The sequence below is a fragment of the Janthinobacterium sp. HH106 genome (assembly GCF_001758725.1).
Lineage (GTDB): Bacteria > Pseudomonadota > Gammaproteobacteria > Burkholderiales > Burkholderiaceae_D > Janthinobacterium.
This window is the reverse complement of record NZ_LRIC01000003.1, coordinates 1-13,962: the sequence shown is the minus strand read 5'-3', so window position 1 is coordinate 13,962 and position 13,962 is coordinate 1. Positions and strand designations below refer to the sequence as shown.

General features: G+C 59.7%; 8 protein-coding genes. 6 read left to right on the top strand and 2 right to left on the bottom strand.

What is annotated here, in order from left to right:
* Position 1 precedes the first annotated feature (1 nt).
* The 5 genes from JAB8_RS03665 to gluQRS all read left to right on the top strand — a co-directional run bounded on the left by JAB8_RS03665 (position 2) and on the right by gluQRS (position 8,811).
* Positions 2 to 1,306 carry a DUF2169 domain-containing protein gene (locus tag JAB8_RS03665; RefSeq protein ID WP_070288572.1) on the top strand — a complete coding sequence of 435 codons (1,305 nt, stop codon included), beginning with the start codon at positions 2 to 4 and terminating at the stop codon, positions 1,304 to 1,306.
* Entirely contained in the window at positions 1,296 to 6,305 is a 5,010-nt protein-coding gene (locus JAB8_RS03660; RefSeq protein WP_070288571.1) for an RHS repeat-associated core domain-containing protein, read from the top strand. The genes JAB8_RS03665 and JAB8_RS03660 overlap by 11 nt, the downstream gene beginning before the upstream one ends.
* Positions 6,302 to 6,790 (top strand): hypothetical protein, encoded by a 489-nt coding sequence (locus tag JAB8_RS28825; RefSeq protein ID WP_139142931.1) that lies wholly within the window; start codon positions 6,302 to 6,304, stop codon positions 6,788 to 6,790. Before JAB8_RS03660 ends, JAB8_RS28825 begins: the two co-directional genes overlap by 4 nt.
* Positions 6,791 to 6,903: 113 nt before the next feature.
* Complete coding sequence (locus JAB8_RS28820; RefSeq protein ID WP_139142930.1) at positions 6,904 to 7,755, top strand: hypothetical protein; 852 nt, start codon at positions 6,904 to 6,906, stop codon at positions 7,753 to 7,755.
* A 126-nt stretch (positions 7,756 to 7,881) separates the two neighbouring features.
* Positions 7,882 to 8,811, top strand: a complete 930-nt coding sequence (gene gluQRS / locus JAB8_RS03655; protein ID WP_070288570.1) for a tRNA glutamyl-Q(34) synthetase GluQRS — start codon at positions 7,882 to 7,884, stop codon at positions 8,809 to 8,811.
* 192 nt (positions 8,812 to 9,003) lie between these two features.
* On the opposite strand, the gene JAB8_RS03650 is transcribed toward gluQRS, so the two are convergent.
* Positions 9,004 to 11,235 (bottom strand): TonB-dependent receptor, encoded by a 2,232-nt coding sequence (locus JAB8_RS03650; protein WP_070288569.1) that lies wholly within the window; start codon positions 11,233 to 11,235, stop codon positions 9,004 to 9,006.
* Positions 11,236 to 11,542: 307 nt separating this feature from the next.
* A complete protein-coding gene (locus tag JAB8_RS03645; protein WP_070218162.1) occupies positions 11,543 to 11,752 on the bottom strand; it encodes a hypothetical protein in 210 nt (69 codons plus the stop codon).
* On the opposite strand from JAB8_RS03645, the gene JAB8_RS03640 reads away from it, so the two are divergent.
* The coding region (locus JAB8_RS03640) for a PAS domain-containing protein (RefSeq protein WP_139142929.1) at positions 11,751 to 13,962 on the top strand (2,212 nt) is incomplete at its 3' end. The two genes, JAB8_RS03645 and JAB8_RS03640, sit on opposite strands and share 2 nt — an antisense overlap.

Here is a 13,962-nt window from a genome sequence, read left to right as displayed (position 1 = left end):
GATGAACGACGCCGGCACCGCCCATTTCAACGTTCCCAACCTGCTGTTCGACAACCGCACGCCGCACGCGGCCAGCCAGTTCGACATGGTCGACCAGTTTGGCGCAGCCTTTCACGTAGTGGTGGCGCGCATGGGCTACACGCTCGGCCCCTGCGGCGCGGACGGCGTGGCCAGCCTGCTGCCCATGGCGCGCCAGTCGCCGCTGGCCACCGAAGACCGGCACCTGCACGACGACACGCAGGCGGGCACCGTGCAGGAGAGCGACTTCGCGCCCTACAAGCCGCGCTGCGACCTGATCGTCAATGGCGTGGCGCACGCGCCGCGCGGGCAGGCGATGCCGCAATTTCTCGTCAATTTGAAAGTACAGTCAAAAAAGAAGACCCTGATCGACAAGACCTTGCAGGTGTGCGGCGAGCGCGCCTTCCGCAAGAAAAGCATCCTCACCCGCCTGGCGCAAGGCTGCGCCCGCGTCGCCACGGCGGGCTTGCTTCGGCCCAATCCGTGGCACTTGTCCACGCCGGAACCGTTCCTGCAATTGCCGCTGCACTATGCCTATGCGTATGGCGGGCAATGCCGCATCGAGGCCGACGACTGCAACGCGGCGAAGCATGATACCTGCCAGGCCAATCCGCTGGGGCGCGGCTTTGCGCGGCACTGGTACCTGGATGCGAAACAGATCAATGAGGTGCCAGCACCGCGCATCACGCAGCCGTCGCAGCCATGTACGGCCGCCCAGTTCTGGCAAGGCGCGGGCGGCAAAGAGCTGCCCGCGCCGGCGGGGCTGGCCGTTATCGGCCGTGGCTGGCTGCCGCGCCGCGCACTGGCCGGACACATCGTGGAAAAAGACACATGGGGTGCCGACGAAGTCCCCTTGTTACCGGAAGACTTCGATTTCGCGTACTGGAACAGCACGCCGCCCGACCAGCAATGCCCGCACCTGGCGGGACTGGAACAATTTACGCTGACCAATCTGTGCCGCCACGACCATCCGTCGGCCCGCATCGACCCGCGCGGCAACACCGTGCTGCGCTTCGCCTTGCCGCAACAAGTACTGTGCCTGCTGCTGGCGGACAAGAACGACCAGTTGCTCGTCTGGCGCCTGGCCATCGATACGGTGCTGATCGACCCTGAGGCGGCCAGCGTGGAACTGGTGTGGCGCGCCATCGTGCCGGCCGACGCGGGCCAGGTAGAGTCGCGCCTGCTGCACGTGATGGAGCCGGCGCAGATCGCACGGATAGCACTGCTGGAACAGGCCCAGGAAGCACTGGGCAAGGCGGCCGAACAAGGTAAAGACGATGACGAATGAAACCGTCACCAAAGCCTCGCGCTTCTATTGCGTCAGCCTCAGCCCCGACATTTGCAAGACGCCCGTCGGCTCCAGCACGCCGCCTATTCCCTACAGCATCATCGGTGAATTCTCGGAAGCGCAGAACGCCTCGCCCAACGTCAAGTCGCACAGCGAACCCGTCATCCTGCACCAGCGCAGCACCATTCCCACCGTCAAGGGAGACGCGGCCGGCAAGGCGGGCGGCATCAAGAGCGGCACCGTCGGCAAGCAGGTCGACACCAAGGTCGCCAGCCCCATCCATCGCGCCAACGGCGCCAGCCTGGTGCAGATGGGGCGCGAAGTATGGATGAATTCGCGCAATACCGTGGGCAAGATTTATGAGCGGGGCGCGGAGGCGGCCAAGCCCGTGCTCAAGGACCTGAAGGCGGCGATACGGGAGGCGGCACACGATTACAAGGATCATGGTTCGAAGAAAATGCATGACGCCGCCGAAGACCTGGTGGACGCGGGCGGGACCGTCCTGACAGGCAGCGCCGTGCTTGGCGTGGCTGGCGTTGGCGTGGCGGCAACGGGAGTGGGCGCCCCCGTTGCCGCCGCGATGGAAGCGGGGGCGGCAGCAGGCGCCGTTGCCGGCACGGCGACCGTTGCCAGTGGAACGGCACTGGAAGCCTCTGCCACGGTGCTAGACCAGGCGGCCGATTACATATTGACAGGCAAGACACCTGACTTGCTCAATACCGCCGCGGACATCGGCATGAATATCGCCGGCAACGTATTGCAGGCGGCAGTATTCAGCAAGGTTCCAGGCGGAAAAATACTGAGCAAGTTCCTGGGCAAAAAGGCGGCGCCGACGATCAACAAGGTCAAGGACAAGCTGGTCGGCAAGAAACCGGACAAGCCGCCCCAAAAATTCGACAAACCGCCCCCGAAAAACGGCGGCGACGACGGCAAGAGCCGTGGCAAGAAAGAACCGAAATCGGAGCCGCCCTCCGACTGCTGCCCGAAAGATAGCGGCCCCGCGAAAAAACCCGTCAAGGGCCGCAAGCCCGTGCATTTCGGTACGGGCCAGGAAATCCTGTACCAGACGGATTTCGCGCTCGAGCGCAGCATCCCCATCACCTGGACGCGCTGCTACCGCTCCGGCGCCGAATGCGAAGACTGGGGCTTGCTGGGCGCGCGCTGGTCCACGCCCTACACCACCAGCCTGTCGCTGAGCGACGCCGGCATCGTGTTGCACGACGACAGCGGCCGCGCCCTGCGCCTGCCTGGCCTGGAAGCGGGCCAGCAGCACGATAGCCGCAAGGAAGGTTTTACGCTGAAGCGCGACGGCGCCGACTCCTTTACCGTGCTGTGGCGCGACGGCAGCAGCGACCGCTACGCGCGCGCTGAAGGCGGCTGGCTGCCGCACGGCTACGACGGCGTCAACGCCATGCTGGCCCCGTCCGCGCCGATTGCCACGCAGCGTTTTGCGCTCGTGCGCAGCGAAGGGCGCGATGGACGCGGCATCAGCATCGACCGCTTCATGGAGGCCAAACCGGGCGAAGTACTGCTGCGCCTGCGCAGCGACGATGGCAGCGTGCTCGAAGCCATGCGCGGCGAGACAGAACTGTCCTGCAGCATCGGCCGGGTTGACGAAGTGCTGGCGGACGGCAGCCGGCTCTGCCATGTCCGCTACGTCTATGCCAGCGAAACGGACGGTAGCCAGCCGCCCTTCGCGCCCCGCTACAACCTGGTCAGCCAGTCGAATGCCTTGGGCGACACGCGCCGCTACAGCTATCGTCACCACCTGCTCACGTCGTGCAGCAGCTACACGGGTTTTACGTACGAGCTGGAATGGATCAGCCTGGACGCGCTGCGCGCCCGCTGGCGCGGCTCGCCATTGAGCGCACAGGAACTGGCGCAGCGCCATCCCGTTAGCTTGGCCAACAGCTACCAGGCGCGCGCCATCGCCACGCGCGCCCGGGATGGCAGCGAGCACACGCGCATCGATTACGTGGACAACGACACGAGCCGCGTCACGGAAAACGGCGGCGTCCTCGAATACACATTCGACGCCAACTGGCTGGTCACCGAAGTGCGCCGCGTCACCGACGGCAAGGCAGCCTCGCTGGGCCGGCGCGAATGGGACCGCGATGGCATGCTGCTGGCCGATATCGACGCCAACGGCGCCGCCACGCGCTACGCCTACGATGCGGCCGGCAACCTGACCCGCAGCACCGATGCCAAGGGGCACAGCAGCAACATCGACTACGACGGCCAGAACCAGCCCGTCGCCTTCACGGATGCGCTGGGCAATATCACACGCCGCGAATACGATGCGGCAGGCCGCCCCGTCAGCATCACCGATGCGCTGGGCCACGTCACGCGCTACCGCTACGACCAGCGCGGCCAGCTGGTGGAACTGGTCGACGCCAGGGGCGGCAGCAAGCATTTTCAGTACAACCGCCAGGGCTGGCTGACCGCCTATACGGATTGCTCCGGCCACACCAGCGAATATGCCTACGATGCGCTGGGACGGCTGGAAACGACGCGCGATGCGCTGGGCCATGCCACCCGCTACGAGTATGACGCGCTGGGCCGCCTGATCCGCCTCACGGCGCCCGATCAAACCCGGGAACAGTACGCCTACGATGCGGACGGCAATCTGGTCTTGCACGAGGATGGCGCCGGCCAGCAGACGCGCTACCGCTACAACGGCCAGGGCTTGCCCGTGGAACGCACGGACGCCATCGGCCAGACGGTGCAGTACCGCTACGATGCCGCGCTGCAACTGACGGAATTGATCAACGCCAAGGGCGAAAGCTACCGGCTCGCGTATCACACGGAAGGCTGGCTGACGTCGGAGACGGGCTTCGACGGCAAGCGCACGCAATACAGCTATGACCAGGCCGGCAACCTGAGCGCCACCGAGTGCGGCAAGCAACGCACGGAACTGCTGCGCGACGCGCTCGGTTTGTTATCAGTCAAGACCACGTCGGATGGCGTGGTGCGCTACGCCTACGATGCGCTGGGGCGGCTGACGGGCGTGTCCGCGCCGCAAGCCGAACAGCGTTTCTTCCACGATGCGCTGGGCCAGCTGACCGAAGAGCGCAGCGCATATTTCCTGCAATCCCTGCCCGACGCCGGCAGGCTGCCCAACGTCCCGCGCGCGCCGGACGCCAGTTTCGTCATGACGCACGCCTATGATGAGCTGGGCAACCGCATCCAGACGGTCATGCCGAACGGCCGCCGCATCGACACTTTGCGCTACGGTTCCGGCCACTGGCATGGCGTGCTGTGGCAAGGCCAGACCGTGGTCGATGTTGAGCGCGACAAACTGCACCGCGAAAAACAGCGCACCCTGGGCAACAGCGGCCTGCTCGCCACGCGCCTGTACGACCCGCAATCGCGGCTCACCCAGCTGACCCTGGCGCGCGGCGCCGACGCACCCGCCCCCGTACGCGAACGCCGCTTCGAATACGATGCGCAAGGCAACCTGACAACCATTTTTCAGACAGGCGCCACCGCTGTCGGCCCGCTTGGCAAACTCAGCTATACCTACGATCCCGTCGGCCAGCTGCTGGCCGCCGTGCAGCCGGGCCTGGCAGAACGCTTCGCCTTCGACCCCGCAGGCAATCTGCTCGACAAGGCTCCCGCGCCCGGCAACGTCGTGAACAACTATGGCGATACCGACTACGATTACGACGAGCAAGGCAACGCCACCGGCAAGCGCTTCCATCCTCCAGGCAGGGAGTCGACCTGGAGCGACCTGGAACTGCACTACGACGCCGAAAACCGCCTCAGCCACGCCACCAGGATGGAGCGCCAGTCGCACCACCGCGCCCGCTACTTTTATGACGCCTTCAGCCGTCGCATCGCCAAGCGGGTAGAAGAAGCACGCTGGAGCAAGCAGCAAGACATCAGCAAAGACCAGCCCGCCCGCACGAGCGCTGCCACCACCTTCTTCGTCTGGGACGGCGACACGCTGGCGCAGGAACTTGGACACGAAGAGACGGTCACATATCTGTACGAGCCGGACAGCTTCGTGCCGCTGGCCAGGATCGCTTCGCCAGCCTGCCGCCAGGCAAGCGCCGTACATCTGCCACGCGTGGCGCAGTGGGATTTACCCGCCACCCGGCACGATGCCGAACTGCAAGCGGCAATTGCGCAAGACCAGGCGGACAGTGAAGCGCTGCATGCCTCGGCATGGCAGCATACCTTGGCGGCAGCCGACGGCGCGGTAGCGCACGACCGTATCACCTACTACCACTGCGACCACCTGGGCACGCCGCGCGAACTGACGGATGCGCAAGGGAACGTGGTCTGGAGCGGACGCTACAAGGCATGGGGACGCTTGCTGCACGTCGAGGGAGAAATCAAGCAGCCGCTGCGGTTTCAGGGGCAGTATGAAGATGGGGAAACGGGGCTGTTTTACAACCGCTATAGGTACTATGATCCGGATATAGCCAGGTATGTGACGCAAGATCCAGTTGGCTTGCTTGGTGGACTGAACAGCTATCAATACGCGCCAAATCCGATCTTGTGGATTGATCCATTGGGGCTGGCGAAAAACGCCAAAAATTGCCCTAAAAATCCGATTTGTAATGCATGTACAGGTCGTGATCCGGCTAGTGAAGCAAAAAACTGGCAAGGACCTCTTAATTTCCCATATTTAGGTCAAGATACATATAGTAATGTTGTCGTGAAAAAGGGAACCGTGTTATTTACTTTATATCCACATGGACCTGCACCGGGAAATTACTTCTCCAAGGCGGATGCAGTCTTAGCAAATGGTGAAGCTAGAAAATTCAACGATGCGGTACAGGTCGCACATGCTGATAACTCTAACCATAAAGGGGTTCGCCCCATGCGCACAAAACTTCATGTCTACGTATTAAAAGAAGATACCTGCATGGCAGAGGGAATATCAAGAAACAATCCAAAATTTGGACCAGGGGGTGCGCAACAATTATTTTTAGAAAATAGAGACAAAAGAAACTTAATTGACACCGGAAAAATAATTTCTTTAAAAAAATGAAAAAAATATCCTTTGATACAAAAAATGGTTATCTCCTATTGGATGACATCATTATTTCACCACTTAATGAAATTGAATTTATTAAAATTTCAAAAGAAAATAACATTAAAATAGAAAATAATGAAACAAACACTTACGTGCATAATTTATCTACGTGCGGAAGTTTGAATGAATTTGAATTTGGCATAAATTTTATTTTCGAAAATTATTGCATGAAGAGTGTTTGGCTAGCTTGGGATGGAGGAAACACAAAAAAATATGGATATAACATAACAGAAAACCAGTTAATAGCCGACAAAAAACGCCTAGAAAAATTACTTACCAAAGTATTCAACAAACATCCTGACGAGATAAAAAAAACTTTTTCTGCATTTAATTTCTCATGGGGCAACATCTCAGCTTCAGCATCTATTCAATCAGCTATGACCTCAATTGGAATATCCTGGAATTGTGAAAATCAGGCCATCAAAGATAAATTAAAATGAAATTTTACATTTTAAAATATTTAGCAATTCAGCGATGAAAACAATACTTACCTCTACGAACCGTATTGAGCATTGCAATAACTCATACCAAGATAGATCATTCGAAATTACGCATGAAAAAATTTGAAATCCCAGGCTATATTTTTGATTTCATTGATGGATTACTGCTCGTCAATGGAGAGATTGCATTATCGAAAAAAACTCCAGCAAACGATTTCATAAATAGCATTATCAATACATTCCACACCAAACCCACAACAACAGGGGCTGGAATGTATATTTTTGATATCAATGGATGGGTAGGCGATTACGTTGTCGAGTTGATTATTGTAAAAAAAAATTTCCCCGAAATAGATTACGTAATAATGCATTACTTTGAAAATAATTCTGTAGGCAACGGCGTGAGTGAATCATCGTTAGTCAAAAAAATTCAAAGAAAGTCTGGCATTCCCGGAAAAATGAAAGGGTTATCAGAAATAATATTTCAATTTCCGTGGGGAAGCGTTATCGTACAACATGACATAAAAACATCCTCATCATGCATAATCTTGCAGTACAAAATAGCCAGAAAATCACCCATCCGATTGAAAATGAATGATAATTGTGAATCACATATCAATATAGATAAATCGATAAAAGTGCAGCAACGAATAATGGAATCCATAAAAAATAGTGATACTTTTTTCCCAAAAACAAGTGAGATACAATGGCTGAATTTATTGAAGAAGCTACCTCGAAGATTAAAAATCTGTCTTTACAATGAAATTTCTTTTGAAAATGCATTGATAGCAATATATTCTTCAAACTGGCCAGATGAGGGGAGCGTTGTAGCACTGCTGAGTAACAAGTTCAGAACGAAGAAATTCGACAAGGATTTACATTTCCGAGAGCTGAATGACCCGCATTACTGCAATGAAGAAATTTCATATGTTGAAGATAACGTTACACACTTGATTATCAATTAGGCAGCACCTGGAACAACCCAGGATTTGACTTGCCCATCGCCCTGCACGATACTTGCCGCTGTCGCCAAGCTACCGATCCTACGCAATAAACCATCAGTGCCTGTCACCACCGCCTACACTCACAGCATGCCGTCTCCGAACTCCCCCACCGCTCCCTACATTGGCCGCTTCGCCCCCTCCCCCTCCGGTCCCCTGCACATGGGCTCGCTTGTTGCCGCCATGGCCAGTTATCTCGATGCCAAGGTGCATCAGGGCACGTGGCTGTTGCGTATCGAGGATCTGGACTACGACCGCAACGTCGAGGGCGCCGATCTGGGTATCCTGGCCAGCCTGCGGCGCTGCGGCATGCACTGGGATGGCGAGGCGACATGGCAGAGCCGCAGGCTGCCGCTGTACGAGGCGGCGCTGAAGCAGTTGCAGGACGATGGCCTTGTATATGCGTGCGGCTGTTCGCGCAAGGAGATTCAGGATTCGGTGCTGCAGGCGGGCGGACCAAAGATTGGCGCCGCCGTGTATCCGGGTACCTGCCGCCATGGCTTGGCGCCGGGCAAGGCGGCGCGGGCCTGGCGGCTGCGCGTGCCGCAGGGGCCGCAAGCCGTGTACGGCTTTACGGACCGCTGGGCGGGTCCGCAGCGGCAAGACCTTGCCAGCGAAGTGGGTGACTTCATCGTGCTGCGCGGCGACGGTTTTTGGGCATATCAGCTGGCCGTCTTGGTCGACGATGGCGCGCAGGGGGTCACGCAGGTGGTGCGCGGGGCGGACTTGCTCGACTCCACGCCGCGCCAGCTGTATCTGCAGGATGTGCTGGGCTTGCCTCATCCCGGCTTCTTGCACGTGCCTGTCGTCACCAATGACAGCGGCGAGAAACTGTCGAAACAGACAGGCGCCCTCGCCTTCGATATGGGCATCGATGCGGCCGAACTGCTGGCGTCGGCGCTGCTGCCGGCGGCCCGCTTCCTCGGTCTCGACGTGCGCGCCGACGACGTAGAAGACTTCTGGCGGCAAGCCGTGCCCGCCTGGGCGCAGCGGCTGGCGCGCCTTCCCGTGCACGCATAAAAAAACCCGCCGCGGCGCGAGCCGGGCGGGTAGCAATGCAGGCGCCAGCACATGGCCGGCGCCTGGAACCGAACACTTAAGAAAACCGTAGCGAGCGGCGGTGAGTTGCGGCCGAGAAGCGCAGCTGTGCTTTAGCACAGTGAGCATCGCAGGCCGCAAATCATGACGCGCAGCAGGTTTGCTTATGTGTTCTTAGAAGTTGCCTTTGAATTGCACCCCAAATTGACGCGGCTCATTGATGAAGCCCGTGCGGTTATTGAAGTCGATGGCGCCCGTGATACGCTGGGTGTCGGTGATGTTGCGGCCAAACGCAGCCACTTCATACTTGCCGGCATCCCAGGTATAACCCACGCGCAAGCCGCCTTCGACCATTGGCTTGCCGGTGAACTCGGTTGCCTCGTACAGGAAGAAGTTGATCTTGCTGCGGTAAGCCCAGTCCGTGAAGACGAAGAATTCGCCGTTTTCCATCGGGATCGAATAGCGGCCCGTGGCGGTGATCGTCCACTTCGGCGCTTGCGGCAATGGATTGCCGTCGATGATGGCACGGTTGCCGGTGGTCAGCGGGTCCGTCACGGTGCAACGCGTTTGTGCGCAGGTGGCGATCGACAGGCTCGGGTCCTTGATTTCCGTGAAGTTGTAGCTGCCGCCCAGCGACATCTTCAGGCTCGGCGTGACAAAGCCTTCCAGTTCCAGCTCGGCGCCGCGGCCGTTCGTCTTGGCTGCATTGATCAGGCGCGTGATGTTCGACGTGCCGCCCACCACCGTCAGTTGCTGGTTTTTCACCTGGTAGTCATACACGCTGAACGCGACGCGGGCGCGGCGGTTGAACAAATCGGCCTTGATACCGGCTTCGTACGAGGTAATCGTTTCCGCATCGGCCACGGTGACAGGCACGCTGGTGCTGGCCGGGGCGATACTTGGCGCGCGGAAACCAGTGGCGATACGGGCGTAGAAGTTCACGTCCTTGTTGTATTTATAGGTACCGCTCAAGTCCCAATTGACCTTGGCTTTGCTGACATCGGCGCTGGTCGGGTTGACCTGCACGATGTTGGTCGCTTCCACCGTGTTGAAATCCTTCTTGTCCTTGGTGTAGCGCAAACCGGCGCGCAGCATGAAGTCATCGTTGACGGCGTAGTTGACGGAACCGAACGTGGCCCAGGCCGAGTTCTTCTGGCGGCTGGCCAGGTGCGTGGTCAGCACGTGCGTGCTGGTATCGAAGTTGTCGGTGAAACCGTTGGCATCTTCGTTGAAGTAGTACACGCCTGCCTGCCAGTTCAGCGGACCGGCATTTTTCGATTCGGCGCGGAATTCCTGCGAGTATTGTTTCACGCTGGTGATGCCGCCGGCCGTTTCAACCTGGAAAGGAATGAAGCCGGGGCCCGTCGGCGTGCCGCCGTCGATGTCGCCATGCGACACGTAACTGCCGACCTGTTCAAAGCCGGTGATCGAGTACAACTTGACGCCGTCCAGATCCCAGCTCAGGCGGGCGCTGGCGCCGTTGGTGCGCAGACGCTGGAAATTCGGCGCATTCGTGAACGACTTGTTCGGGTCGAAACCGTCGACGATGTCGTTCGTGCCCTGCTTGATCAGGTTGGCGTAGAAAACGCGCGCGCTGCCCGTGGTGTTGCGCTGGTGCACATTGAACAGGGCGTTGAACGTGGTGTTCGGTGCGTACAGCAATTGCACGCGTTCAGCATGTTCGTTGTAGCCGTCCAGCGCGTTTTTCTGGCCCGTAAATGTGTTGTCGACGTAATCGTCGCGGTGCTGGCGCAGGGTCGAGAAGCGCAGCGCCCATTCTTTGCTCAGCGGCACGTTGACGGCGCCGTCGAAGTTGGTCGTGTTGTGCGTGGCGGCGGAAACGTTGTAATAGCCTTCAACCTTGTCCAGCTTCGGCTTGACGGATTCGAACTTGACCACGCCGGCCGGCGTATTGCGGCCGAATAAGGTGCCTTGCGGGCCGCGCAGTACTTCCACGCCAGCCACGTCGAAAATCGGATAGCCCTTGAGGATGGGATTTTCTTGCACGACATCGTCGTAAATCAGGGAAACAGGTTGCGATGCAAAGATGTTGAAGTCGGTATTGCCATAGCCGCGGATGTAGAAGCGGGGGAAGGTGCGGCCATTCGACGATTCCACGTTCAGGCTCGGCACTTTGCCGGCCAGCACGCGGATATCCTGGCCGCTGGACACGAGCACGTCGAGCTTCTCGTCGCGCAGCAGCGACACGGAGACGGGCACGTCGCGGATATTTTCCTTGCGGCGCTGTGCCGTCACGGTCACGGTTTCCAGCTGGCTGGCGGCAGGGGTCGTATCAGCAGCGACTTCATCAGCATAAGCCGAGCCGATAGGCAAGGCAGCGGACAGTGCCAGCATAGCAGCGCTTTTGGCGCACAAACGCTTGTGCATCTTGGACATCTTGATCATGTGGTTTCCCAGAAGTTTAAAAAAGAATTGCGAAATCTGTCTTTCTTGCAACCTGTCTCCGGGTTATCTACGGCGCTGGACGATCGTTTGCACCATCACGGTGCAGCAGCGCGAGCGGATGTTCCCCCGCTCTCGGCGTCACTGGCTCTGTCCTGGCTGTCACTCAAGTTGACAGCGGTTCCGGCCGCATCTCTCGGATGTCTGATGAACACCAACTTTTAAGTAAGGCGCCAATTTAATTCAAGCGGCTTATGCGCTGCAAGAATATTGTTATGTAAAATATTTATTCACCAACATAAAAGCCTGACTAGTGGTTATTCAGCCACAATACGCTCAGGAGCTTGCTGTTTTGCCCATTTTCCGGCCCTGGCGCCGCCATTGCGCCGCGGCGGCGAAATGCTGCCTGCAAGACAGGCTCCGGCCGGTATTTGACTGTAATATCGCCATACTTGACCTTGCCGTGCTGCCCCATCCCAGTGCAGCGGCGGCGCGCCGCACCATTGCCGACCTTATCCATGCCAGAACCGAGCCAGCACAGCCACGACATCATTTCCTCCCCCGCCGCCGCGCAGGCCGCGCATAGGCTGCTGGGCGCCCATTGCGACATCGTCTGGAGCACGAAAACCTTCGGCCAGTTCGATACCGACCAGCCGTCCTGGCGCGCCTTCACGGGCCAGACGGAAGCCGAACTGCGGGGCCGCGGCTGGCTCAATGCCCTGCATCCGGACGACCGCAACTTGCCTTACGTCATGCCGTCGCATCTGACGACCGTGTTCGAGGCGGAATACCGGCTGCGCCACGTCAGCGGCAGCTACCGCAACATGCTCGTGCGCATGCTGCCCGTGCTGGCGCCCGACGGCAGCATCGTTGAATGGCTGGGCTCGCATTGCGACGTGACGCAGCAGCGGCAGACGGAACAGCGGCTGCGCCTGGCCATGCAGGGTGGCCGCATGGGCACGTGGGAGATCGACCTGGGCAGCGGCAGTATGGCCGGCTCCGATGCGTTCAAGGCCAATCTGGGCCTGCCGCCTGACAGCCACATCGATTATGCGCAGCTGACGGGTGCCATGCTCGACGGCGATCTGCAGCAATGGCAAGCGGTGGTGCATGCAGCCATTGCCAGCGCCAGCGATTTCGAGATCGATATCCGCGTGCGCTGGCCAGATGGCGCACTGCACTGGGCGCACATGCGCGGCACCTGCGCCAGCGACGGCGCCGGCAATGTGATCGCCCTGTCCGGCATCTCGCTCGACCTGACGGCCAGCAAGCAGAACGAGGAAACCCTGCGCCTGACCCTGGCGGCCGGCGAAGTGGCCACCTGGAACTGGGACATCGTTGCCGACCGCGTGACGGCCGACAGCAATATGGCGCGCCTGTTCCCCGTCAATGCCGATGCGACCACGGCGGCGCCGTTGGCGCGCTACCTGGACATCATCCATCCCGATGACCGCGAGCAAGTCAGCGCTCAAATTGCCCAGGCGCTGCACGCGCACGCGCCGTTCGAGGCCAGCTACCGCGTCGCTGCCGGCGATGGCCAGTACCGCTCGGTCATCGCGCGGGGCCGCGCGGAATATGCGCCCGATGGCACCCCCTTGCAATTGCCCGGCGTGCTGCTCGACATCACGCGCCAGAAACAGGTGGAAGATGCGCTACGGCGCAGCGAGGAACGCTACCGCACCCTGATCGAGCTGATGGACCAGGCCTTTTGCGTCATTGAAATGCTGTACGACGAGCAGGGCCGCCCCGTGGACTTCCGCTACCTGGAAGGCAACGCCGCCTTCGTCAAGCAGTCGGGCCTCGACAATGCCATCGGCAAGACCATCCGCAGCTTCGTGCCCGACCATGACCAGCACTGGTTCGACCTGTACGACCAGGTCGTCAAGACGGGCGAGCCCGTGCGCTACGAAAACGAAGCCGTGGCCATGGAACGCTGGTTCGAAGTTTTTGCGGCGCGCCTCGGCGGCCCCGGCAGCCGCCTGCTGACGGTGCTGTTCAGCGACATCAGCGAGCGCAAGCGCTCGGAACAGCAGCTGCGCCAGCTGGCCGACAACCTGTCCGAGATGGACCGGCGCAAGACGGAATTCCTCGCCACCCTGGCGCACGAACTGCGCAACCCGCTCGCGCCGATCCGCAACGGCTTGCAAATCATGCGCCTGGCCGCCGACAAGCCCGCCACCGTGGCGCGCGTGCGCGACGTGATGGAGCGGCAAGTCAATCAGATGGTGCACCTGGTCAACGACTTGCTGGACGTGGCGCGCATCACGCGGGGCCAGATCGAGCTCAAGCTCGAACGCGCAGACTTGAAAACCATCATCGCCAGCGCCGTGGAAACGAGCATGCCGCTGATCGAAGCGAACCATCACCAGTTGCAGGTGAAGCTCGACGAGCAGGCGTTGCCGCTCGAGGCCGACCCCACGCGGCTGGCGCAAGTGCTGGGCAACTTACTCAACAATGCCGCCAAGTACACGCCCGCCGGCGGCCACATCGCCTTGCGCGCGGTACGCGACGGCAACGAGGTCTTGATCGAGGTGGAAGACAGCGGCGTGGGCATCCCCGCCGAGTCGATCGCCACCGTCTTCGACATGTTTACCCAGGTGGGACAAAACATGGGCCGCGCCCAGGGCGGGCTGGGCATCGGCCTGTCGCTGGTGCGGCGCCTGGCCGAGTTGCATGGCGGCAGCGCCACGGCGGCCAGTCCCGGCGCCGGCCTGGGCAGCACGTTTACCG